This is a genomic window from Citrobacter sp. BIDMC107, assembly GCF_001037575.1.
In the GTDB taxonomy this organism is placed as follows: domain Bacteria; phylum Pseudomonadota; class Gammaproteobacteria; order Enterobacterales; family Enterobacteriaceae; genus Citrobacter; species Citrobacter freundii.
In genome coordinates this window covers 2,656,243-2,676,683 of sequence record NZ_KQ089848.1, presented here as the reverse complement: position 1 = coordinate 2,676,683, position 20,441 = coordinate 2,656,243, and the positions used below count along the sequence as shown (strand labels likewise).

General features: G+C 52.5%; 18 protein-coding genes. 8 read left to right on the top strand and 10 right to left on the bottom strand.

The annotated features are described in order from the left end of the window. Positions 1-48 precede the first annotated feature (48 nt). Positions 49-1,011, top strand: coding sequence for a LysR family transcriptional regulator (locus SK39_RS12445; protein ID WP_003844559.1), 963 nt, complete (start codon positions 49-51; stop codon positions 1,009-1,011). 7 nt (positions 1,012-1,018) lie between these two features. On the opposite strand, the gene SK39_RS12440 is transcribed toward SK39_RS12445, so the two are convergent. The 9 genes from SK39_RS12440 to SK39_RS12400 all read right to left on the bottom strand — a co-directional run bounded on the left by SK39_RS12440 (position 1,019) and on the right by SK39_RS12400 (position 11,153). Further along, positions 1,019-2,155: an HlyD family secretion protein gene (locus SK39_RS12440; protein ID WP_048217055.1), complete on the bottom strand. Its 1,137-nt coding sequence runs from the start codon at positions 2,153-2,155 to the stop codon at positions 1,019-1,021. Positions 2,156-2,160: 5 nt separating this feature from the next. Then, positions 2,161-2,484 (bottom strand): DUF3302 domain-containing protein, encoded by a 324-nt coding sequence (locus tag SK39_RS12435; protein ID WP_003024200.1) that lies wholly within the window; start codon positions 2,482-2,484, stop codon positions 2,161-2,163. A gap of 185 nt (positions 2,485-2,669) precedes the next feature. After that, on the bottom strand, positions 2,670-4,208 hold the full coding sequence (gene aldB / locus SK39_RS12430; protein WP_003837670.1) for an aldehyde dehydrogenase AldB: 1,539 nt from the start codon (positions 4,206-4,208) through the stop codon (positions 2,670-2,672). 92 nt (positions 4,209-4,300) lie between these two features. Further along, complete coding sequence (yiaY, locus tag SK39_RS12425) at positions 4,301-5,452, bottom strand: L-threonine dehydrogenase (RefSeq protein ID WP_032937192.1); 1,152 nt, start codon at positions 5,450-5,452, stop codon at positions 4,301-4,303. 189 nt (positions 5,453-5,641) lie between these two features. Beyond that, positions 5,642-7,486: a selenocysteine-specific translation elongation factor gene (gene selB / locus SK39_RS12420; RefSeq protein WP_032937191.1), complete on the bottom strand. Its 1,845-nt coding sequence runs from the start codon at positions 7,484-7,486 to the stop codon at positions 5,642-5,644. Then, on the bottom strand, positions 7,483-8,874 hold the full coding sequence (selA, locus tag SK39_RS12415) for an L-seryl-tRNA(Sec) selenium transferase (protein WP_003837664.1): 1,392 nt from the start codon (positions 8,872-8,874) through the stop codon (positions 7,483-7,485). The genes selB and selA overlap by 4 nt, the downstream gene beginning before the upstream one ends. Positions 8,875-8,972: 98 nt before the next feature. After that, on the bottom strand, positions 8,973-9,581 hold the full coding sequence (locus SK39_RS12410) for a glutathione S-transferase (protein ID WP_003024191.1): 609 nt from the start codon (positions 9,579-9,581) through the stop codon (positions 8,973-8,975). 70 nt (positions 9,582-9,651) lie between these two features. Next, positions 9,652-10,788 (bottom strand): HlyD family secretion protein, encoded by a 1,137-nt coding sequence (locus SK39_RS12405; RefSeq protein WP_032937190.1) that lies wholly within the window; start codon positions 10,786-10,788, stop codon positions 9,652-9,654. A gap of 2 nt (positions 10,789-10,790) precedes the next feature. Further along, positions 10,791-11,153: a DUF3302 domain-containing protein gene (locus SK39_RS12400; protein ID WP_032937189.1), complete on the bottom strand. Its 363-nt coding sequence runs from the start codon at positions 11,151-11,153 to the stop codon at positions 10,791-10,793. A gap of 531 nt (positions 11,154-11,684) precedes the next feature. On the opposite strand from SK39_RS12400, the gene mtlA reads away from it, so the two are divergent. The 3 genes from mtlA to mtlR all read left to right on the top strand — a co-directional run bounded on the left by mtlA (position 11,685) and on the right by mtlR (position 15,557). Then, positions 11,685-13,601 carry a PTS mannitol transporter subunit IICBA gene (gene mtlA, locus SK39_RS12395; protein WP_003024181.1) on the top strand — a complete coding sequence of 639 codons (1,917 nt, stop codon included), beginning with the start codon at positions 11,685-11,687 and terminating at the stop codon, positions 13,599-13,601. Positions 13,602-13,821: 220 nt separating this feature from the next. Further along, positions 13,822-14,970 carry a mannitol-1-phosphate 5-dehydrogenase gene (mtlD, locus tag SK39_RS12390; protein ID WP_003024180.1) on the top strand — a complete coding sequence of 383 codons (1,149 nt, stop codon included), beginning with the start codon at positions 13,822-13,824 and terminating at the stop codon, positions 14,968-14,970. Continuing rightward, positions 14,970-15,557, top strand: coding sequence for a mannitol operon repressor MtlR (gene mtlR / locus SK39_RS12385; protein WP_003024179.1), 588 nt, complete (start codon positions 14,970-14,972; stop codon positions 15,555-15,557). Before mtlD ends, mtlR begins: the two co-directional genes overlap by 1 nt. 12 nt (positions 15,558-15,569) lie before the next feature. Here the strand turns inward: mtlR and SK39_RS12380 are convergent, their stop codons facing one another. Further along, positions 15,570-15,776 (bottom strand): hypothetical protein, encoded by a 207-nt coding sequence (locus SK39_RS12380; protein WP_003024176.1) that lies wholly within the window; start codon positions 15,774-15,776, stop codon positions 15,570-15,572. 292 nt (positions 15,777-16,068) lie between these two features. Here SK39_RS12380 and SK39_RS12375 point away from each other — a divergent pair, with 292 nt between their 5' ends. From SK39_RS12375 to lldD, 4 genes are all read left to right on the top strand, one after another. Further along, positions 16,069-16,431, top strand: coding sequence for a YibL family ribosome-associated protein (locus tag SK39_RS12375; protein ID WP_003024174.1), 363 nt, complete (start codon positions 16,069-16,071; stop codon positions 16,429-16,431). Between the two features lie 262 nt (positions 16,432-16,693). Beyond that, positions 16,694-18,349 carry an L-lactate permease gene (lldP, locus tag SK39_RS12370; RefSeq protein ID WP_003837651.1) on the top strand — a complete coding sequence of 552 codons (1,656 nt, stop codon included), beginning with the start codon at positions 16,694-16,696 and terminating at the stop codon, positions 18,347-18,349. Next, complete coding sequence (gene lldR / locus SK39_RS12365; RefSeq protein ID WP_003024170.1) at positions 18,346-19,122, top strand: transcriptional regulator LldR; 777 nt, start codon at positions 18,346-18,348, stop codon at positions 19,120-19,122. Before lldP ends, lldR begins: the two co-directional genes overlap by 4 nt. Continuing rightward, positions 19,119-20,309: an FMN-dependent L-lactate dehydrogenase LldD gene (gene lldD / locus SK39_RS12360; RefSeq protein WP_003837647.1), complete on the top strand. Its 1,191-nt coding sequence runs from the start codon at positions 19,119-19,121 to the stop codon at positions 20,307-20,309. Before lldR ends, lldD begins: the two co-directional genes overlap by 4 nt. The last annotated feature ends 132 nt before the right edge of the window (positions 20,310-20,441 follow it).

Here is a 20,441-nt window from a genome sequence, read left to right as displayed (position 1 = left end):
CATATTTATATAGTAATATATAAAAAATTATATATATTGGGCTTGGCGATGAATAAATTACAACTTAAACACCGGGAGTTGAAGATTATTTCGGTAATCGCTGCCAGTGAAAATATCAGTCATGCCGCGACTGTTCTCGGCATCGCACAGGCCAACGTCAGTAAATATCTTGCTGATTTTGAATCAAAAGTTGGATTAAAGGTGTTTGACCGCACCACCCGGCAACTGACCCTCACACCGTTTGGTATAGCGTTACTCCCTTACATCAATGACATGTTAGACAGAAACGAGCAGTTAAATAATTTCATTGCTGATTATAAGCACGAGAAACGTGGAAAAGTAACGGTATATGCACCAACCGGAATTATCGCTTACTTATCGCAACATGTTATTGCAAAAATTATGGATATTGGCGATATCAGTCTGGTGCTAAAAACCTATAACCTGGAACGTAAAGCCTTTTATGAAGGAGTCGAATTTCCAGATGACTGTGATGTTTTAATTACTTATGCACATCCAAAAGATGAATCTTTGGTCGCCAGTTTTATTACCAAATATGTGGTTACCGCTTTCGCCAGTAATCAATACCTGGCCCAACATCCCATCAGCACTCCTGAAGAACTTGAGCATCACTCCTGTATTCTGATTGATTCCATGATGATTGATGATGCTAACATTTGGCGATTCTCCTCCCCCGGAGGTAAAGAGATGCATGACTATCGCGTAACGGGTAATTATGTTTGCGACAATACGCAATCTGCGCTGTCGTTGGCGCGAAACCATCTGGGCATTGTTTTTGCACCGAAGGCGAGCGTACAAAAAGAAAGTCAGCCTAACGGGCTGGTTCCGTGTTTCTCCGGACAGCATGAATGGTGGCTGGATCTGGTGGCGATTTTCCGCAAACGTGAATATCAGCCATGGCGGGTACAGTTTATTCTTGATGAGATGTTGGCGGAGATTCGCCGGCAGCTTGCTCAGTCTCTGGATCAGCAGACTGAGCAAGCAAAATAGCCTGAGTTTAATGATCGAGATACAAGTAATGCACCCAACTGGTCATGCGCAACAAGACTTTGCGCATGACGGACACATGTTCGAAGTGGTCAGAATAAACCGCGACCTGCGCGTAGATCCCGTCAGGTAACGCGCTAACCTCCGCATTATCATTCAGCTCAATCGTGGCGATCACCCCTTCCGAACCGGGCGTAGAATTTAAGGATTGCAGCGCCCCATTCGACTGGTATGTCCCGCCCGGCACTGCCGGACTAATTGCAGCCAGTTTACCGCTGAATACCTTACCCGGCAGCGCGTTAAATACCACTTCCGCTTCATCGCCAGGTTCCAGACGCAGCAGCGAGTTCTGACGGAACTGGGCGATAATTTGCCTTTTTTGATCCGGGATGAATACCATCACCGGACGCATCGGCAGCGCGGCGGCATAGGTTCCCGGGCGCATCAGCACCTGCGTCACATAGCCATCGCTGGGCGCGCGAACCACCGTCTGGTCCAGGTTGAACTCCGCTTCTGCTAACTGCGCTTTCAGGCTGGCAATTTGCGAATTCTCGCCCAGTATCAGGCTGTCTAACTGACTCTGGATTTGCTGCTGCTCCGCGACGGAAGATTTCACCGACGCTTCCTGCGCCAGATAGTTTTGCCGCGCCGCATCGATATCGCGTTCAGAAAAAGGATTCACCTTCGCCTGACTACCCTGTGCATAGCGCTGGTAATCTTTTGCCAGTTTGTCACGCGTGGCCTTTGCCCGCTGCGTGTTGGCTATCATTTCGTCTAACTGCGCAACCAGAGCCTGCTCTTTATGCTGTGCGGTGACAATATAAGCTTTCAGGCGATCGACCCGTGCCTGATAACGCCCTGGATTAAGCTTAAACAGAACCTCGCCTTTTTTGATTAGCGTATTCTTCTTATCCGTCACTTCTGTCACTACACCCGTTACCTGCGGCACCACGGGAATAGAAATTACCGCCTTTTGTGCCTTAAATGTATACGGATGGTTATAATTCATCAGTAATATAAGCCCGCAAACAATGAATATACCGCCTAATGCTGCGGTAGGAACTGTCCATTTATTTACAGGAATTTTAAAAATTTTAAATATTGACCATGCACACGCCACATAGGTAAGAACAATTAGTAAATCCATCGATATTACTCCGCCGGAGAGGTCTTGGCCTCACCCAGTTTCTTTTCCAGATCCGCAACCCTTGCCTGAAGCTGGATCAGGGAAGAATCCGCGCTCTGCATACCCCATCCGCGCTCCGGACGATAAAGCGTTGCCCAGATCCATAAAAAGGGCCAAATAACATGTAAGGTAAACAAACTAACCCAACCCGCAACATGTATTGCGTCGGCATGAGGATGGTTACGTTTCTTTGCAATTAGATAGGGAATATCATGCAGAATAATAATCCCGTAAAAAATGACCAGGAATACAAAAATAAGCACTCCTAATGCAAAATAATTAAGGAACATATTTGCCTCAGGGATTTAAATTAAGGAATTCAGATGCAATTTGATTTAAACAATAGAGTTGATAATAGTATTGGAATGACCAGAGTGGATGCAATTTTCTTATTTATATAACGATATATGGGTTTCTATATAACTGCAGAATAAAGATTTGCCCGGTGCAAAACCGGGCAATCAGTGACGTGAAATTAAAACAGCCCCAGTGGTTTATCAGAGTAGCTCACCAGCAGGCACTTGGTTTGCTGATAATGTTCAAGCATCATCTTATGCGTCTCGCGCCCGATGCCCGACTGCTTATAGCCACCAAACGCCGCATGTGCCGGATACGCATGGTAACAGTTGGTCCAAACTCGCCCCGCCTGAATCCCACGTCCCATTTTGTACGCCAGATTTCCATTACGACTCCAGACGCCAGCGCCAAGCCCATATTGGGTGTCATTAGCGATTTCCAGCGCCTCTTCCATGGTTTTAAACGTTGTGACAGCCAGCACCGGCCCGAAGATCTCCTCCTGGAAAACCCGCATGTTGTTCTTACCAAACAGAATGGTTGGTTCGAGGTAGTACCCCTCTTTTAACTCGCCATCCAGCTGCTTGCGCCGCCCGCCGGTGAGAACATCTGCTCCTTCTTTCTTACCAATGTCGATGTAATTCAGAATAGTTTCCAGTTGACCATGCGACACCTGCGCGCCCATTTGCGTCACGCTGTCTAACGGGTTGCCGCTACGGATACTTTCCACCCGACGAATGGCTCTTTCCATAAAACGTTCATAAATGGATTCCTGAACCAGCGCACGACTCGGACAGGTACACACTTCGCCCTGGTTGAAGGCAAACAATGCAAAACCTTCCAGCGCTTTGTCAAAGAACGCATCTTCTTCATCCATCACGTCCGCGAAGAAGATATTGGGTGATTTCCCGCCCAGTTCCAGCGTGACAGGAATAATGTTCTGCGTGGCGTACTGCATGATCTGCTGCCCAACTTCCGTTGAGCCGGTAAACGCCACTTTCGCAATACGTTTTGACGTCGCCAGATACTCACCGATCTCCCCACCCGCGCCGTTTACCACGTTCACCACGCCAGGCGGGAGCAGATCGCCGATGACTTCCATCAGCAACAGCACGGACAGCGGCGTCAGGCGCGCGGGTTTCAGCACCACGCAGTTACCCGCCGCCAGCGCGGGTGCCATCTTCCAGCTGGCCATCAGCAGCGGGAAGTTCCACGGGATAATTTGCCCTACCACGCCAAGAGGTTCATGGAAGTGATAAGCCACGGTTTCGCTATCAACCTCGCTGATTCCCCCTTCCTGCGCACGAATACAGGAGGCAAAATAGCGGAAATGGTCAATTGCCAGCGGCACATCGGCCGCGCTGGTTTCGCGGATGGGTTTACCGTTATCCCAGGTTTCAGCCGTTGCCAGCAGCTCCAGATTTTGCTCCATACGATCGGCAATTTTGAACAAAATCGCCGCCCTGTCCTGCACGGAAGTCTGCGCCCATTTATCTTTTACTTTATGCGCGGCATCCAGTGCCAAATCGATGTCCTTTTTGCCGGAAGAGGCCACTTCGCACAGTAATTGCCCGGTTACCGGCGTCAGGTTTTGGTAATACTCGCCGTCCACCGGGGCGACCCAGTCACCACCGATAAAGTTATCGTATCGGGCTTTTAACTTCAGGGGGTAACCATACTCGCCGGGGTAAATACGCGTTGAAGGGGGGTTATTGGTCATGACCGTCTCCTTGCTGTAGGGGTACTACAAGGGTAGACGGGACTGGCGAATTATTCGCCAGCCTTTTACTGCTTTACGACAGGTATCACGAATTACATGGCAGCACGATAAATCGCCATGATTTCTTCATGTGTCGCCTGAATAGGGTTAGTGAAACCACAGGCATCTTTCAGGGCATTAGTCGCCAGAACGGCAAAATCTTCTTCCTTCACGTTCAGCTCACGCAGACCGGCCGGAATATTCACTTTCTGCGCCAGTTCGCGGATCGCTGCGATGCAGGCTTCTGCCCCTTGCTCTTCGTTGAGATCAGCAACGTTCACACCCATTGCCGAGGCGCAATCGCGCAGGCGGGCGGCAGCAACTTTACTATTAAATACCTGTACATGCGGCAGCAGTACGGCATTACATACTCCGTGTGGCAGATCGTAGAAGCCACCCAGTTGGTGCGCCATTGCATGCACGTAGCCAAGAGAGGCATTGTTAAAGGCCATACCTGCGAGGAACTGCGCATAGGCCATGGCTTCGCGCGCCTGAGCATTACTGCCCTCTTCAACGGCGACCGGCAGGTTTTGCGCAATCATGGTGACCGCTTTCAGCGCACATGCATCGGTAATCGGCGTGGCAGCAATCGACACGTAAGCTTCGATAGCGTGGGTTAACGCATCCATACCGGTAGCCGCCGTCAGAGACTTCGGCATGCCGACCATCAGCGAGGAGTCGTTAACCGACAGCAGCGGCGTAACGTGCTTATCGACAATCGCCATTTTAATGTGGCGTACTTCATCGGTGATGATGCAGAAGCGGGTCATTTCAGATGCTGTACCCGCCGTGGTGTTGATGGCGATCATCGGCAGCTGCGGTTTTGCAGAACGGTCTACACCTTCGTAATCGCGAATATCGCCACCGTTAGCCGCCACCAGCGCAATACCTTTTGCACAATCGTGTGGAGAACCGCCACCGAGAGAAATAACGCTATCACAGTCGTTTTCAGTCAACATTTGCAGGCCAGCGGCAACGTTGCTGGTCGTGGGATTAGGATGCGTACCGTCGTAAATTACGCTGAAAATATCACGTTCCTGTAATGCTTTTTGAATCTCGCCAGCCATACCTAATTTCGTTAGCATGGCATCCGTGACAATCAGCGTACGACGAAAACCATATTCCGCCATTGTATTCATTGCGTCTTTTAATGAATCAGCGCCGATTACATTCACGGAGGGAATAAAAAATGTTGAAGCAGCCATTGTACGATCCTTAATTACTCTAAAAGAGTCAGGAAGCATACGAGTGAAATATCCAACAGAATATGATCATGGTTGTTATTTTAATAACAACCACAATTAAAAAGCACATTAGGTTCATAATCTAATGTGCTTATTTCAATCAATATCTATTTTGTATTAATTCATTTAATTCCTGAATTAATTGTTTCATTACTTTTCGGGGAACAGCAATGCATCGCGTAATAAATGATCATTTCCCCGACGGCGAGTAAAACCAATGCGGTCAAAATATTCCAGAATCTGAATAGCCAATTTGCGCCCGATGTTAAGCCTGTCGCGAAAATCAGCGGCACATGTCGATCCCCTTTCCTGATCCAGTTCGCGGATCATATTGGCAAAGGCCACTATCCGATCGTTACGGTAATAACGATCTTTCACGATCGCGGTGATGATGCCTTGCTGCGCCGCTTGTCGTAACACCACACGCATCATTTGCTCATCCGTGCCCGTCTGTTTTGCCAGGTCGCGCACCCACCACGGCTCATCGCCAAAAAGCGGTTCTGCTTTTTGCCAGATAGCCTGCTGCTCATCGCTGAAACCGGCCTTGTGATCGGGCAAATGCAGCCAGCCATGATGACTATGGATGACGCCGCTCTCGCGCATCTTTTCAATCAGCAGCAGAACCAGCGCTTCATCTTCCATCGGCAAAGCCATCCGGCGCAGGCGTTCGCGCCCAGGTCCAGGCTCATCGCGGTGCTGGTCGTGGTAAGTCGCCAGCGTATCGAGGATTTTGCGCTGCCAGCGCGCTGCAACAGTGGCATCCAACAGACTGTATCCCGCCTGAATAAAACCATGCTGCTCGATCAACGGACGCATGCCGTTACCGTTGAGCTGACGCGCCCAGGCGAAGTCGGGAATATTTACCGCTCCACGCGTCAGGTGCAGCGCCAGAGCGTCACCATCACTCTGTGCGTTTTCCAACGCCGACAGCCACTGCAAATATTCCGGCTTACGCTTCCCGCGACGCGGCGGATTGAGCGTGACTACGCGCGCACCGGCCAGCGTCGTGCGAGCCGAAATATCACGCAGCACCAGACGGTCGTTATCGGCGAGCCAGAGTGGTGTATCAAACACCAGTTCCGCCAGCGTCCCTTCGAGCAGGGAAATACGCCCGGTGACGTGGCTGGCCGCGTGGTGAATATGCAACGGTTGCCACTGCATCAGCGGCGCGGCATGTTCTAAAGAAACAATCACGCGGGTAAACGCCTCTGGCGGCGCATCAGCAAGCAGCCAGTCGCCGCGGTTAAGTTCTTCTTTTTGCGCATCACCGGCAATATTTAGCGCAATACGTTGTCCCGCCTGCGCGCGATCGGTGGCCTGATTTTGTGCATGCAGGCTACGTACGCGCATCGGTTTGTTGACGCCCGTGAGCCACAGTGTGTCACCGACATTCACTTCACCGCTGAGCGCCGTCCCGGTCACCACCAGTCCCGCGCCTTTGACCGTAAAGGCACGGTCAATCGCCAGGCGGAAGCTGTGATCGCGGGCATGCTCACGCGACGTTAATTGCAGCAAATGTTCGCGCAGTTCCTCGATGCCACGGCCTTCACTGGCGGCAGTGACGAAAAGCACCGACTCCGCGAAACCATAATTCCCCAGCGCGGCCTGAATCTCCGCACGCACCTCTTCAATTCTTGCTTCGTCCACGCGGTCGGCTTTCGTAAGTGCCACGGTGATCTGCGGATTACCCGTCAGTTGCAGAATTTGCAAGTGCTCACGCGTTTGCGCCATCACGCCGTCATCACACGCCACCACCAGCAGCGCGTGATCAATCCCGCCAACACCCGCCAGCATGTTAGACAGAAACTTTTCGTGTCCGGGTACATCGATAAATCCCAGTATCCGCCCGTCCGGCTGCGGCCAGTAGGCATAGCCGAGATCGATGGTCATGCCGCGCTTTTTTTCTTCCGGCAGACGGTCGGCATTCACGCCGGTAATCGCCTGTAATAACGTTGTTTTTCCGTGGTCAACGTGTCCGGCGGTTGCAATAATCATTTCAGCATCATCTCCATAAACCGGGTCTCGTCTTCAAGGCAGCGCAGATCCAGCCACATGCGGCCATCATAAATCCGGCCAATGATCGGCACGGGCAGTGCACGCCAACGGGCGGCCAGTGCCTCGAGGCGGCTACCGCGCCCGTCATGGGGGGTAAAGGTTAATGCCGCGCTGGGCAGCCTATCAACCGGCAGCGAGCCGCTGCCAATTTGCGACAGGCAAGGCATGACGTTCAGGGCGAATTCGTCACCGTAATGCTCGGCAAGCCGTGCCTGTAAGTGTTGGGCCTGCGCGTGGACAGCCTCCTGCGAGCGAGTGAGCTGGCGTAACGTCGGCAACTTCTGCGCCAGCGCTTCCGGGTGCAGGTAGAGCCGCAGCGTCGCTTCCAGCGCAGCCAGTGTCATTTTATCAGCCCGTAATGCGCGTTTCAGCGGATGGCTCTGTAAGCGAGCGATCATCTCTTTTTTACCGACGATAATCCCGGCCTGCGGCCCACCCAGTAATTTATCGCCAGAGAAGCTCACCAGACTGACGCCAGCGGCAATCAGCTGTTGCGGCATCGGCTCCTGCGGTAATCCATACTGGCTGAGATCGACCAGTGAGCCGCTGCCGAGATCCGCCACCACTGGCACATCCACTTCCTTGCCAATAGCGGCCAGCTCAGCCTCATCCACCGACTTCGTAAAGCCTTCAATACTGTAATTACTGGTATGGACTTTCATCAGCAGAGCGGTATTTTCATTCACCGCCTGACGGTAATCTTTCGCATGGGTCCGGTTGGTGGTACCGACTTCGCGCAGAACACATCCGGCCTGGCACATCACGTCCGGAATACGAAACGCGCCGCCAATTTCCACCAGCTCACCGCGCGAAACGACCACCTCTTTGCCGTTGGCCGTGGCGGCCAGCATCAGTAAAACCGCTGCCGCATTGTTATTGACGATACAGGCGTCCTCCGCTCCCGTCAGACGGCAGAGTAAATCCGCCAGCGCCCGATCCCGATGTCCACGTCCGGCATCATCCAGGCTGTATTCCAGCGTCACTGGCGTGCGCATTGCTTGCACCACCGCCTCGATCGCTTCTTCGGCCTGCGACGCTCGCCCAAGGTTGGTATGCAGCACCGTTCCGGTCAGGTTAATCACCGGACGCAGCGCGCTTTGCGATTCTCGTTCCAGCCGGGCGCTGGCTTCTTGCGCCCAGTCCTCACACCATGCCGGGAGCGCGTGCGTGTCGCGAATCGCATCTCTGGCTTCGTCAAGCATATGACGCAGCAGGTCAACCACCCGGGTATGACCGTGAGATTCACGTAAGGCTGGGAAGGCGCTATCGCGCAATAAACGATCGATAGCGGGAAGCTGGCTGTAGAGTGAACGCATGTCGGTTGTCATGAAAGGGCCTGGCTGTTGGTGGCCCTCTCCACCGCGGAGAGGGCTATCGATATAGGAAGGATTGTACCGTGACTTTGCTCAGGCAGGTATTATCTGCATCAAGCCTTTGGCGGTTCTGTGCGGGCAAAACTTTCGCGTTGAAAAAGCGTTTCCACCAGTTTGACCAGACGTGGGCGGTCCACACACCAGCCGGGCGCGACCCGACGGAAATTGAGATAACCGACGGCACAGGCAATAGCGATGGTAGCCAGGTTAACCGTATCCGTTTTCAGCGTACCGTCCGCCAGATAGCCTTCCAGCATATCCAGACTGCGGGTGATCTTCTCCCGCTGGCGTAACAGTTCAGTTTCTGACTGCTGCGCGGCGGGGCGAGCCTGCTCGCGCACCGAGACTAATCCCGCATCCATAATACCGTCGGCCAACGCTTCCAGTTGACGAACTTTGAGTGCCGCTAACGGTTCACCCGGTAGCATGGCTGGCGCAATATCCAGCAGCTCGATGTATTCTGCGATGATCGGAGAGTCAAACCAGTACTCACCCTCATCGGTGACCAACGCGGGTACTTTTCCTAGCGGGTTATAACGCGCCACGCCGCTATCCGCGCTATAGGGAAGTTCATTCACAAATTCGAAGGTGATGCCCTTTTCCAGTAACAGAATAGAAATTTTACGCACAAAAGGGCTGGTATAGCTGCCAATGAGTTTCATGCCGGGTCCTTTTTGCCAACAAAAATATCAGTATGGCTCAGGTCGCCGTAAATGGCAGGTGATGACGGTCTCAATGATCCAAATAAAGGTAATGCATCCAGCTGGTCATGCGCAGCAGCACTTTACGCATCACTGAAACGTGAGCGAAATGGTCGGAATAGACCGCCACCTGAGCATAGATACCGTCCGGCAGCGCATCCACATCGGCATTAGGTTCCAACTCAATCGTAGCCAGCACGCCATCGGTACCCGGCACCACAGTTAAGGACTGTAATGCCCCCTGCGCCTGATAAGAACCGCCCGGCACAACCGGAAGAATGGAGGTCAACTTACCGGAGAAAACCTGACCAGGCAGCGCGTTGAAGACCACTTCCGCTTCATCACCCGGTTTAAGACGCAGCAACGAGTTCTGGCGGAATTGCGCCACAATTTGCCGTTTCTGTTCCGGAATAAATACCATCACCGGGCGCAGAGGTAGTGCGGCGGCGTAGGTCCCGGGCCGAATAAGCACCTGCGTAACATAGCCGTTGCTGGGGGCACGGACGATAGTCTGCTCAAGATTGTATTTGGCTTCAGCGAGCTGAGCACGCAAAGACGCAACCTGAGATTGCTCCCCGTTGACCATACTGTCTAACTGACTCTGAATCTGCGTCTGTTCGGCAACGGAACCTTTTACCAGCGCGTCCTGTGCCAGATAGTTCTGCCGGGCGTTGTCGATATCGCTTTCAGAGAAGGGATTAACTTTCGCCTGGCTGCCCTTCAAATAGCGTTGATAATCTTTATACAGACGATCGCGTTCAGCGGAAACGCGGGTAGTGTTGGCGACGGCTTCAGAAAGTTGGGCTTTCAGATTGTCGATGTTGTGTGTGGCGGTAACAAGATCAGCCTGCAGTCTGTCAACACGTGCCTGATAGCGGCCTGGATCGAGTTTAAATAACACTTCGCCTTTTTTAATCAACTGATTATTTTTATCCGTTACCTCACTAACAATTCCTGTGACTTGCGGAGTGATCGGAATTGAAATAACCGCTTTTTGCGCCGTAAAGGTATACGGGTGGTTATAGTTCATTAATAAGATCAGTCCCGCAACAATGAATACCCCACCTAATGCAGCAGTAGCGAGCGTCCATTGGTTTACCGGAATACGGAATATTTTAAAGATGGCCCAGGCAAAGGCCACATAGGTCAGGACTATCAACAAATCCATGATTAAATCTCCGGAAAGGTGGAGTTATCTGTTTTCTTCTCCCCATCCAGTCTTTTTTCCAACTGGGTGATGCGCGCTGCCAGTGCGGCAATCTCGGGGTCTGGGTCCTTTCCGTTCGACATGATGTGTGATTGCATGCCCCACCCCCGTTCAGGCTGGTAGAGCGCCGCCCAAATCCACAGGAACGGCCATATTGCATGGAGTGTAAACAGGCTAATCCAACCCGCCGTATGAATGGCATCAGCATGAGGATGGTTGCGTTTTTTAGCCATATTATAGGGAATATCGTGAATGGCGATGATTCCGTAAAACAGAACCAGAAAGACGAAGATCAGCACGCCCAGTGCGAAATAATTTAGAAACATACCTGCCTCGAATTCACGCTAATTAGAGTTTTTTTATGCCGGCAGCCGCATGCACCCAGGCTGATGTTTTGAACATAACTGCAGTTTGGGGTTTTCGCCATACCACAAAATAAATATTTTTTCTGGTGAGAAGTTGCTTTCTTTTGCAATAAAAATATCGGGGGGTAGAACCTGCTGTAGATCACATCCGAGCAAATGCAGATGAAAATACTTTGCGATCTGCATCACAAAGATTCAACAAACAGCAAAGGATAAAATGTGAATCAGTTCACATTTACCCCCCATTTTTGGCGAATTCTGATCCAGTGATGTTTTTTTGTACCGATATTTTGTGATTAAGATCACATTAACTAACGCCATACACCCTATATTTACGTGACGAATATCACATAAAAGGTCGTCGACTGGACAGTTGAACGATTCAGTGCCAGATTTCGCAGTATCTACAGGGTCCGGCTACCTCCTGCCGCTACATTAACAAACCTCGGGCTTTCAGCCTGCGCGATAGCAAACATAAGAAGGGGTGTTTTTATGTCATCCGATATTAAGATCAAGGTGCAAAGCTTTGGTCGATTCCTCAGCAACATGGTGATGCCAAATATCGGCGCGTTTATCGCGTGGGGTATTATCACCGCATTATTCATTCCGACAGGGTGGTTGCCGAACGAAACGCTGGCGAAGCTTGTCGGTCCTATGATCACCTATCTGCTGCCGCTACTGATCGGTTATACCGGTGGTAAGCTGGTTGGCGGCGAACGTGGCGGCGTGGTTGGTGCTATCACCACCATGGGCGTTATCGTCGGCGCAGATATGCCAATGTTCCTCGGCGCGATGATCGCAGGTCCGCTGGGCGGCTGGGCTATCAAACATTTCGACAACTGGGTAGACGGTAAGATCAAGTCCGGTTTTGAGATGCTGGTGAATAACTTCTCCGCAGGCATCATCGGGATGATCCTCGCCATTCTGGCATTCCTTGGCATTGGCCCATTGGTTGAAGCACTGTCCAAAATCCTGGCGGCAGGCGTTAACTTCATGGTTGTCCATGACATGCTGCCGCTGGCGTCTATCTTCGTTGAACCGGCGAAAATCCTGTTCCTCAACAACGCCATCAACCACGGTATTTTCTCACCGCTGGGTATTCAGCAGTCCCATGAGATGGGCAAATCCATCTTCTTCCTGATTGAAGCTAACCCGGGTCCGGGTATGGGCGTTCTGCTGGCATACATGTTCTTCGGTCGCGGCAGCGCTAAGCAGTCTGCGGGCGGCGCGGCAATCATTCACTTCCTGGGTGGTATCCACGAAATTTACTTCCCGTACGTGCTGATGAACCCACGTCTGATCCTGGCCGTTATCCTCGGCGGTATGACTGGCGTATTTACCCTGACTATCCTGAACGGCGGTCTGGTTTCTCCGGCCTCTCCGGGTTCTATCCTGGCCGTGCTGGCCATGACGCCGAAGGGCGCTTACTTCGCTAACATCGCTGCTATCTGTGCTGCTATGGCAGTCTCCTTTGTGGTTTCAGCCATTCTGCTAAAAACCAGCAAAGTGAAAGAAGATGATGACATTGATGCCGCAACCCGTCGTATGCACGACATGAAAGCGGAATCCAAAGGCGCATCTCCGCTGGCGGCTGGCGACGTGACCAACGACCTGAGCCATGTGCGTAAAATCATTGTTGCCTGCGATGCCGGTATGGGTTCCAGCGCCATGGGTGCGGGCGTACTGCGTAAGAAAGTGCAGGATGCAGGTCTGTCTCAGATTTCCGTCACTAACAGCGCGATTAACAATCTGCCGCCGGATGTGGATCTGGTCATTACCCACCGTGACCTGACCGAACGCGCGATGCGCCAGGTGCCTCAGGCACAGCACATTTCGCTGACCAACTTCCTCGACAGTGGCCTGTACTCCAACCTGACCGAACGTCTGGTCGCTGCACAGCGCCACAACGTGAACGAAGAGAAAGTCCGCGATCACCTGAAAGACAGCTTTGAAGAGGGTGATACTCACCTGTTCAAACTGGGTGCGGAGAATATCTTCCTCGGTCGTAAAGCCACTAACAAAGAGGAAGCAATTCGCTTTGCTGGTGAGCAACTGGTGAAAGGCGGTTACGTTGAGCCAGAATACGTCGAGGCGATGCTGGACCGCGAAAAACTGACTCCAACTTACCTCGGCGAGTCCATCGCAGTACCGCACGGGACGGTTGAAGCCAAAGACCGTGTGCTGAAAACCGGTGTGGTGTTCTGCCAGTACCCGGAAGGCGTTCGCTTCGGTGAAGAAGAAGACGATATTGCCCGCCTGGTGATTGGTATCGCAGCACGTAACAACGAGCACATCCAGGTGATTACCAGCCTGACCAACGCGCTGGATGACGAATCCGTGATCGAACGTCTGGCCCATACCACCAGCGTGGATGAAGTTCTGGAGCTGCTGGCGGGTAAAAAAGCTTAACGGTTAAGTATCTCCAAAATAGTTCGAGCTGCAGGAAGGCGACAACGCAGTGAATCCCCAGGAGCGTACATAAGTACGTGACTGGGGTGAGCGAGGAGAGCCAACGCATCTGCAGTTCGAAATATGAAGGCGATATCCTCTCCCTTGTGGAGAGGGTTAGGTTGAGGGAAAAGCCTCACCCCAGCCCTCTTGGGTAAAAACATTGATGAAGGTTAATACTATGAAAGCATTACATTTTGGCGCAGGTAATATCGGTCGTGGCTTTATCGGCAAACTGCTGGCGGACGCGGGGATACAGCTGACGTTCGCGGATGTAAATCAGGTCGTGCTCGATGCCCTGAATGCCCGTCATAGCTATCAGGTTCATGTCGTAGGTGAAAACGAACAGGTTGATACCGTCTCCGGCGTCAACGCCGTGAGCAGCATCGGCGATGATGTCGTCGACCTGATTGCCCATGTAGATTTAGTCACTACCGCCGTCGGTCCGGTCGTGCTTGAGCGTATCGCTCCGGCCATCGCCAAAGGGCTGGTTAAACGCAAGGCACAGGGCATAGCTACTCCGCTGAATATCATCGCCTGTGAAAACATGGTGCGCGGAACGACCCAGTTGAAAGGCCATGTAATGAACGCGCTGGCAGATGAAGACAAAGCCTGGGTTGAAGAACATGTTGGCTTCGTCGATTCCGCCGTGGACCGCATTGTTCCGCCTTCGGCTTCAGCAACCAATGACCCGCTGGAAGTTACCGTAGAAACCTTCAGTGAGTGGATTGTCGACAAAACACAGTTCAAAGGTGAACTACCAAATATTCCAGGAATGGAATTAACTGATAACCTAATGGCATTTGTCGAACGTAAACTCTTCACGCTGAACACCGGGCATGCTATAACCGCGTACCTCGGAAAATTGACCGGTCATCAGACCATCCGTGACGCGATTCTCGACGAGAAAATCCGCGCAGTGGTAAAAGGTGCGATGGAAGAGAGCGGCGCGGTACTGATCAAACGCTATGGTTTTGATGCAGCAAAACATGCGGCATACATTCAGAAAATCCTCGGTCGCTTTGAAAACCCGTATCTGAAAGATGACGTTGAGCGCGTGGGTCGTCAGCCGCTGCGTAAGCTGAGTGCGGGAGATCGCCTGATTAAACCGCTGCTGGGTACGCTGGAGTATGGTTTGCCGCATGCGAATCTGGTTATCGGTATTGCGGCAGCGATGCACTATCGCAGCGAAGAAGATCCGCAGGCACAGGAACTGGCCGCGCTGATTGACGAAAAAGGTCCGCAGGCCGCGCTGGCGCAAGTTTCCGGGCTGGATGCCAACAGCGATGTCGTGCTTGAGGCTGTTAACGCGTATAACGCAAAGAAATGATGCAGGACCTGGCGCAGGATATCCTGCGCCTAAATAATAGATTGTCAGATATGCAGGCAATAATGGAACAAACGCAGGCCTTTGAAAATCGTGTGCTTGAGCGTCTGAATGCTGGCAAAACCGTACGCAGCTTCCTCATCACCGCCGTAGAACTGCTCACCGAGGCGGTGAATATTCTTGTGCTTCAGGTATTTCGCAAAGACGACTATGCGGTGAAATATGCTGTAGAACCACTGCTTGACGGCGACGGTCCGCTGGGCGATCTTTCCGTTCGCCTGAAGCTCATCTACGGTCTGGGCGTACTCAGCCGGCCGGAGTATGAAGACGCCGAGCTTCTGATGGCGCTGCGGGAAGAGTTAAACCATGACGGCAATGAATATGCGTTCACCGACGATGAAATTCTTGGTCCGTTTGGCGAACTCCACTGCGTGACGGCACTCCCGCCGCCACCGCAGTTTGATACCTCAGACTCAGGTCTGCACGCGATGCAGATCCAGCGCTACCAGCAGATGGTGCGCTCCACGATGGTACTTTCCCTGACCGAGCTGATTTCTAAAATCAGCTTAAAAAAAGCCTTTCAAAAATAAGACGATGCTTGCTTATTTCTCTTCCTGCTGCGGTCGATAAAGCTGCCGATAATACGCCAGACGTTGCAGATACAACTGCGCATTCTCCTGCGGTATTTCAGAAGGGACAACGTTGCGTGGCGGTGTTTTATTCAGATACTCGCGAAAAGCCTGGCTTGAAGCCATAAAATCGACCGTCTTATCAATTAGAGCCGAAACGTTCTCACCTATTTTCGCCATAATCTTCCCTCCTCCATGTATTAACCGCGCTCAGCCTGCGCGGTTGATCATTTAAGTTTAGGATCGGTTTGGCAATTACATTAAGGAAAACGTGCTTCACTATGAACCCGCCAACAAAATGCGCCATGGTCGATCTTATCGCTTAAAATTCCTTATTAATCAAAATAGTAATATTTTCATTAGCTGAATAATACTTGCAACATTTGATTATTTATCTTCGATTAGTTGTGAATAATCCCGCTCTGCGCGCATACTATAGGATATTCATCCTATTTTTATCAGAAGCTATCCTATGAAAGAAGTCGAAAAAAACGAAATTAAACGCCTGAGCGATCGTCTGGACGCTATCCGCCACCAGCAGGCTGACCTGTCTCTGGTTGAAGCCGCCGACAAATATGCCGAGCTAGAGCAAGAGAAAGAAACTCTGGAAAACGAGATTGCACGTCTGCGTGAAGTCCATGGTCAGAAGCTGAGCAAAGAAGCGCAAAAGCTGACGAAACTCCCTTTCCGTCGTACCATCACCAAAAAAGAACAGGCCGACATGGGCAAGCTGAAGAAGAGCGTGCGCGGCCTGATTGTCGTTCACCCGATGACCGAGCTTGGCCGTGAAATGGGCCTGAAAGAGATGACGGGCTTCGCGAAGAGCGAGTTCTGATCTCCCACCGGGCAACATCCGCTTGCCCGGTCCTTCACTTCCCCTCGCAATTGGCCCTACCAATTTTAGCCAGATCATACCAGTACCTCACATTTCATTAAAATGTGAGTACAATACCGTTGCCAATAAATAACATTTGATTAACCATTCATTGTCATTACCCCTACACAACAATATTGGCAGGGCCACTTTTACACATAATGTGACGAAGATTTGAGCAAAGACTCATTCCATTATGTCGGCGGCCCCCAGGAGACCTGCAATGAATCTCTGGCAACAGAACTACGACCCGGCCGGTAACATCTGGCTTTCCAGTCTGATCGCATCGCTCCCCATCCTGTTCTTTTTCTTCGCCCTGATTAAGCTCAAGCTGAAAGGCTACGTTGCGGCGTCATGGACGGTGGTGATCGCTTTGTCGGTCGCCCTGCTGTTTTACAAAATGCCGGTCGATCACGCTCTGGCATCCGTAGTGTACGGTTTCTTCTACGGTCTGTGGCCAATTGCCTGGATCATTATCGCCGCGGTATTCGTCTATAAAATCTCGGTAAAAACCGGGCAGTTCGACATTATCCGCTCCTCGATACTCTCGATTACCCCAGACCAGCGTCTGCAAATGCTGATTGTCGGTTTCTCCTTTGGGGCATTCCTCGAAGGGGCGGCAGGCTTCGGTGCTCCGGTAGCGATTACCGCCGCACTGCTGGTTGGCCTTGGCTTTAACCCACTGTATGCGGCAGGTTTGTGCTTGATCGTAAACACCGCTCCAGTCGCTTTTGGGGCAATGGGCATTCCGATTCTGGTTGCCGGTCAGGTTACCGGGCTGGACAGCTTCGAGATTGGCCAGATGGTGGGCCGTCAACTGCCGTTCCTGACCATTATCGTGCTGTTCTGGATTATGGCGATTATGGATGGCTGGCGTGGCGTGAAAGAAACCTGGCCTGCGGTGATGGTCGCTGGCGGCTCGTTTGCTATCGCGCAGTATCTCAGCTCTAACTTTATCGGACCGGAACTGCCGGACATCATCTCTTCTCTGGTTTCCCTGGTCTGTCTGACGCTGTTCCTGAAGCGCTGGCAGCCGGTACGCATCTTCCGCTTTGGTGATATGGGCGCTTCGCAGGTCGATATGGATCTGTCGCGCACCCGCTACACCGCCGGGCAAATCATCCGCGCCTGGTCGCCGTTCCTGTTCCTGACAGCTACCGTCACGCTGTGGAGCATACCGCCGTTTAAAGCGCTGTTTGCACCAGGCGGCGCGATGTACCACTGGGTGGTCAATATTCCGGTTCCGTTCCTCGACAAGCTGGTTGCCCGTATGCCGCCGGTCGTACACGAAGCCACAGCCTACGCGGCGGTGTACAAATTTGACTGGTTCTCCGCGACCGGTACCGCAATACTGTTTGCCGCCCTGCTGTCCATCGTCTGGCTGAAGATGAAGCCGTCTGCTGCGCTTCAGACCTTTGGTAGCACGCTGAAAGATCTGGCGCTACCTATCTACTCCATCGGGATGGTGCTGGCATTCGCGTTTATCTCTAACTACTCCGGGCTTTCATCCACCCTGGCATTGGCCCTGGCTCACACCGGCAGCGCATTTACCTTCTTCTCGCCGTTCCTTGGCTGGCTGGGGGTATTCCTGACTGGATCCGACACCTCATCAAACGCACTGTTTGCCGCCCTACAGGCCACGGCCGCTCAGCAAATCGGTGTTTCGGATGTATTAATGGTGGCTGCAAATACCACCGGCGGCGTGACCGGAAAAATGATCTCTCCGCAATCTATCGCTATCGCCTGTGCGGCAGTGGGATTAGTGGGAAAAGAGTCTGACCTGTTCCGCTTTACCGTGAAGCACAGTCTGATTTTCACCTGCATGGTGGGTGTGATTACCACACTGCAGGCCTATGTCTTAACCTGGATGATTCCATGATAGTGATGCCCAGACGCCTGTCAGACGAAGTCGCATCTCGTGTGCGGGCGCTGATTGAAGAACAACAGCTGGAAGCGGGCATGAAGTTGCCCGCTGAGCGCCAGCTGGCCGTACAGCTCGGCGTATCGCGCAACTCGCTGCGCGAGGCGTTAGCAAAGCTGGTGAGTGAAGGCGTACTGATTAGCCGTCGTGGCGGTGGAACGTTTATTCGCTGGCAGCATGAGGCATGGTCTGAACAAAACATCGTGCAGCCGCTGAAAACCCTGCTGGCGGACGATCCTGATTACAGTTTCGATATTCTGGAAGCCCGCCACGCCATCGAAGCCAGCACCGCCTGGCACGCAGCTATGCGTGCCACTGCAGCCGATAAAGAGAAGATCAGGCTCTGTTTCGAGGCCACACAAAGCGAAGATCCAGATCTCGCCTCGCAGGCAGACGTTCGCTTTCATCTCGCCATTGCGGAGGCCTCACACAACGTGGTGCTGTTACAGACCATGCGCGGTTTCTTCGACGTATTGCAGTCTTCGGTGAAACAGAGCCGCCAGCGAATGTACCTCGTGCCGCCCGTATTTTCACAGCTGACGGCACAGCATCAGGCCGTACTGGATGCGATTGTTGCCGGAGATGCCGACGGCGCGCGTAAAGCGATGATGGCGCACCTCAGTTTTGTCCACACCACGATTAAACGATTTGATGAAGATCAGGCCCGCCAGGCGCGAATCACCCGCCTGCCCGGTGACCCTGGTGAGAATAGCAGGGAGAACAACACATGATTATTTCAGCAGCCAGCGACTATCGCGCCGCAGCCCAGCGCATCCTACCCCCCTTCTTGTTCCACTATATTGACGGTGGGGCGTATGCAGAGCACACTTTGCGCCGTAACGTGGCAGACCTGTCGGAGGTGGCCCTTCGCCAGCGCGTGCTGAAGAATATGTCCGACCTGAGCCTGGAGACAAAACTGTTCAACGAAACGCTCTCCATGCCGGTGGCCCTTGCACCTGTCGGTCTGTGCGGCATGTATGCGCGTCGGGGCGAAGTTCAGGCCGCCGCCGCCGCTGATGCCAAAGGCATTCCGTTTACGCTTTCCACAGTATCCGTATGCCCGATTGAAGAAGTCGCCCCGACTATCAAGCGTCCGATGTGGTTTCAGCTGTATGTTCTGCGCGATCGCGGCTTTATGCGTAACGCCCTGGAACGAGCCAAAGCGGCAGGTTGCTCCACGCTGGTCTTTACCGTCGATATGCCAACACCTGGCGCACGCTACCGTGACGCCCATTCCGGGATGAGCGGTCCAAATGCGGCACTGCGTCGCTACTGGCAGGCTGTCACCCATCCACAGTGGGCATGGGACGTTGGCCTGAACGGTCGCCCGCATGATTTAGGCAATATCTCGACCTATCTTGGCAAACCCACCGGCCTTGAAGACTACATCGGCTGGCTGGCGAATAATTTCGATCCGTCGATTTCCTGGAAAGACCTCGAGTGGATCCGCGAATTTTGGGATGGTCCGATGGTGATCAAAGGGATCCTCGATCCTGAAGATGCTCGCGACGCCGTACGCTTCGGCGCTGATGGCATCGTTGTCTCTAACCACGGTGGTCGCCAGTTAGACGGCGTGCTGTCTTCAGCTCGCGCGTTACCCGCTATTGCCGATGCGGTAAAAGGCGATATCACCATTCTGGCAGACAGCGGGATCCGCAACGGTCTGGACGTCGTACGCATGATTGCGCTGGGCGCGGATAGTGTTCTGCTGGGACGTGCTTATCTGTACGCGCTGGCAACCCACGGTCAGGCCGGGGTAGCGAATCTGCTGAATCTGATCGAGAAAGAGATGAAGGTGGCAATGACCCTGACCGGTGCAAAATCGATTAGCGAAATCAGTCATGATTCGCTGGTACAAGAACTGGGAAAAAGCCTGCCTGCTGCGCTGGCACCTCTGGTTCAGGGTAGCGCGGCGTAACAATATCCCCATAAAACCCACTTTCTGCATGGTCGGTCTGTTCTCAGCCCGACCATTTTTTATCCAAAAATAACGACCAGTTAACATTTATAACCAATATATTTGACAACTTTTTATCCACCTGTCAGATGT

Bases quoted from the DNA above. Each gene is read 5' to 3' on its own strand.
- SK39_RS12405 (WP_032937190.1), bottom strand. From the start codon at position 10,788: ATGGATTTGTTGATAGTCCTGACCTATGTGGCCTTTGCCTGGGCCATC.
- SK39_RS12435 (WP_003024200.1), bottom strand. From the start codon at position 2,484: ATGTTCCTTAATTATTTTGCATTAGGAGTGCTTATTTTTGTATTCCTG.
- yiaY (WP_032937192.1), bottom strand. From the start codon at position 5,452: ATGGCTGCTTCAACATTTTTTATTCCCTCCGTGAATGTAATCGGCGCT.
- SK39_RS12445 (WP_003844559.1), top strand. From the start codon at position 49: ATGAATAAATTACAACTTAAACACCGGGAGTTGAAGATTATTTCGGTA.
- selB (WP_032937191.1), bottom strand. From the start codon at position 7,486: ATGATTATTGCAACCGCCGGACACGTTGACCACGGAAAAACAACGTTA.
- lldP (WP_003837651.1), top strand. From the start codon at position 16,694: ATGAATCTCTGGCAACAGAACTACGACCCGGCCGGTAACATCTGGCTT.
- aldB (WP_003837670.1), bottom strand. From the start codon at position 4,208: ATGACCAATAACCCCCCTTCAACGCGTATTTACCCCGGCGAGTATGGT.
- SK39_RS12380 (WP_003024176.1), bottom strand. From the start codon at position 15,776: ATGGCGAAAATAGGTGAGAACGTTTCGGCTCTAATTGATAAGACGGTC.
- mtlR (WP_003024179.1), top strand. From the start codon at position 14,970: ATGCAGGACCTGGCGCAGGATATCCTGCGCCTAAATAATAGATTGTCA.
- lldR (WP_003024170.1), top strand. From the start codon at position 18,346: ATGATAGTGATGCCCAGACGCCTGTCAGACGAAGTCGCATCTCGTGTG.
- SK39_RS12410 (WP_003024191.1), bottom strand. From the start codon at position 9,581: ATGAAACTCATTGGCAGCTATACCAGCCCTTTTGTGCGTAAAATTTCT.
- SK39_RS12400 (WP_032937189.1), bottom strand. From the start codon at position 11,153: ATGTTTCTAAATTATTTCGCACTGGGCGTGCTGATCTTCGTCTTTCTG.
- selA (WP_003837664.1), bottom strand. From the start codon at position 8,874: ATGACAACCGACATGCGTTCACTCTACAGCCAGCTTCCCGCTATCGAT.
- lldD (WP_003837647.1), top strand. From the start codon at position 19,119: ATGATTATTTCAGCAGCCAGCGACTATCGCGCCGCAGCCCAGCGCATC.
- mtlD (WP_003024180.1), top strand. From the start codon at position 13,822: ATGAAAGCATTACATTTTGGCGCAGGTAATATCGGTCGTGGCTTTATC.
- SK39_RS12375 (WP_003024174.1), top strand. From the start codon at position 16,069: ATGAAAGAAGTCGAAAAAAACGAAATTAAACGCCTGAGCGATCGTCTG.
- mtlA (WP_003024181.1), top strand. From the start codon at position 11,685: ATGTCATCCGATATTAAGATCAAGGTGCAAAGCTTTGGTCGATTCCTC.
- SK39_RS12440 (WP_048217055.1), bottom strand. From the start codon at position 2,155: ATGGATTTACTAATTGTTCTTACCTATGTGGCGTGTGCATGGTCAATA.